General features: G+C 45.0%; 1 tRNA gene, 2 rRNA genes and 1 pseudogene (1 of these 4 cut by a window edge). 3 read left to right on the top strand and 1 reads right to left on the bottom strand.

Going from position 1 to position 2,586, the window contains the following annotated elements:
* The 3 genes from WCP75_RS04835 to WCP75_RS04845 all read left to right on the top strand — a co-directional run.
* Positions 1 to 753: ribosomal RNA gene (locus WCP75_RS04835) — 23S ribosomal RNA — on the top strand (it extends 2,058 nt beyond the left edge of the window).
* 105 nt (positions 754 to 858) lie between these two features.
* Positions 859 to 973, top strand: a 5S ribosomal RNA gene (gene rrf / locus WCP75_RS04840).
* A 94-nt stretch (positions 974 to 1,067) separates the two neighbouring features.
* Positions 1,068 to 1,144, top strand: a tRNA-Met gene (locus WCP75_RS04845).
* 1,130 nt (positions 1,145 to 2,274) lie between these two features.
* Here WCP75_RS04845 and WCP75_RS04850 read toward each other — a convergent pair.
* Positions 2,275 to 2,586: pseudogene (locus tag WCP75_RS04850) on the bottom strand (DUF3792 domain-containing protein); the annotation flags it as partial.

A 2,586-nucleotide genomic window follows, 5' to 3' on the forward strand; every position in this document is an offset into this window, starting at 1 on the left:
AAGCAGGGGCGTCAGCCTTTGTGGAGTCATCCTTGAAATACCACCCTTACCGATATGGATGTCTAACCGCAGTCCGTTATCCGGATTCGGGACCGTGTATGGTGGGTAGTTTGACTGGGGCGGTCGCCTCCTAAAGAGTAACGGAGGCGCGCGATGGTAGGCTCAGAACGGTCGGAAATCGTTTGTTGAGTGCAATGGCATAAGCCTGCCTGACTGTGAGACTGACAAGTCGAGCAGAGTCGAAAGACGGTCATAGTGATCCGGTGGTCCCGTGTGGAAGGGCCATCGCTCAACGAATAAAAGGTACGCCGGGGATAACAGGCTGATGACCCCCAAGAGTCCATATCGACGGGGTTGTTTGGCACCTCGATGTCGACTCATCGCATCCTGGGGCTGGAGCAGGTCCCAAGGGTATGGCTGTTCGCCATTTAAAGCGGTACGTGAGTTGGGTTCAGAACGTCGTGAGACAGTTCGGTCCCTATCTGCCGTGGGTGTAGGAATATTGACAGGACCTGTCCCTAGTACGAGAGGACCGGGATGGACGTATCTCTGGTGGACCTGTTGTGGCGCCAGCCGCATAGCAGGGTAGCTATATACGGACGAGATAACCGCTGAAGGCATCTAAGCGGGAAACTCACCTGAAAACAAGTATTCCCTGAGAACCGTGGTAGACTACCACGTTGATAGGTCAGGTGTGGAAGTGTGGTAACACATGAAGCTTACTGATACTAATCGTTCGATAGGCTTGATCGTTCCCATTACCTATGTACATTTACGACAATAGATAAAATTTATAAGTGTAAACATTATAAAGCAGATATAAAGGCAGCTTCTCACCGTTTCTATGCGCTTTGCTGACTTGGTGGTTATAGCGGAGCGAACGCACCCGATCCCATCCCGAACTCGGCCGTGAAACGCTCCAGCGCTGATGGTACTTTGTCTTAAGGCACGGGAGAGTAAGTCGCTGCCAGGTCTGCCAAGTGCATAGGAACTTTCTCAAACAATCTCACGCAAACAAGTACAGGTAATAGCACGTTTAAGTTAAAATGTAATTTTAAGTTTAATGGCGCGGGGTGGAGCAGCCCGGTAGCTCGTCAGGCTCATAACCTGAAGGCCGCAGGTTCAAATCCTGCCCCCGCAACCAGTCAATCAGGTGAAAATAAGATAAAATATCGATTGTGTTCTGTGGCTTCGCGTGCTGGCTGTAGCGTTCTGATGTCGCAGTTCGTGATTTCTAGGGCTATCTATAGTTCTAGCCTCTTTGTGTTCGTGCGTGGTGAATAGAATCAAAAAATCGTAGCTGTAACGCTTAGCGCTTTCTCTCTTTTTAAGAGCTTCATGAAAAAGCCCACTATTGCGCCGCTTTATTTGAGGAACTTTCTGGATAATCCGCCGGGAAGGGTTCTGATTCCCAAAATTTATAATGGGCCGAAAGGATGCTCCGTAAAAAAGGAGCATGGTACATTAAATGCTTCACATCAGCCTTTAAGAGACAACGAACTTCATGTGTATATACGAAAAAGGGGGCGCGAAAATAAAAATTGCTGCTTCCAGGAGTATATTCTTGACGCAAACAAAACGCCAAAAACATTCTACGCCTTTGAAACAGGTCCAAAAAACAGGTCACATTATGCGATGAGGGATACGTCTAAGGGGTTGATATCGCTTTGCGTGAAGAGAGTCTCGTGGAGAATTTTTGTTGTTGGCGTGTCTCATAGGGATCACTAGAAATTTAGCTGCAGCTAAAGAAGAATGTAAATTTAAATCGTATACCATGAAAGAGCTTTTTTTAAGCTTGTGATCGTTGGCATGGGGTGGGCCGGCTTGTGTTTTGCGACTATATCGGGGTTGCAACGCTGTTTTTGGTCCCGAGCCTGCTTCGATTATAATCAGCACAATATCACTTAATCGGATGGTTATCGAGAGAAGATATTGAGGACTGGATTTTTGCCTGTGTATCTCGGAAAAAATAATACAGCTATGGATTCGTATATACAACCATAGTTACATTACAGAATAGGTCGATCTACAATGTGAGAGAAGAAAATACAGCTCTAACTATTCTATCAAGGATAGAATAAAAATAGTAAAAATGAAACAGAAGCGTAAAAACAGAGCGTGAAAAATAATATGAAAGTGCGTCCATAAAATACAACGCATCTCTTAAAACTATCATGATTCTTAGACGGGAGAAATAAAAACTGTTCAGATGATGTAAAAAACCACGCCATTCGCGTGGCTTTTTTATCTGTTTTTATGACTAAAAAAAGTCTTTTAGACGGTTAAAGCACTCAGAGCATCAGAACGGCTCTTGTGTCCGTAATAACCAAAAAAACTGGAAATAACCGCACCAATCAGGCAGCATAAAAAACCCCACCAACCAAGGTAAGATGCCGTTTTAAAAGCTTTATCAGCAGCATCTTGAGTATCTTCTGCCAGTGTGTCTAATTTGTGGGATAATGTATCTATTTGCTGCTCAAGGGTGTTGATTGCTCGTTCGGTTTTTGCTTTGGCAGCTTGATAAAGGTCAATCGCTTCATCAGTTGTATTCTCTGCTGCAGCGCGCGTCATACCATTGTTTATAAG

It is taken from the genome of Bartonella numerosa, from assembly GCF_037070845.1.
Lineage (GTDB): Bacteria > Pseudomonadota > Alphaproteobacteria > Rhizobiales > Rhizobiaceae > Bartonella.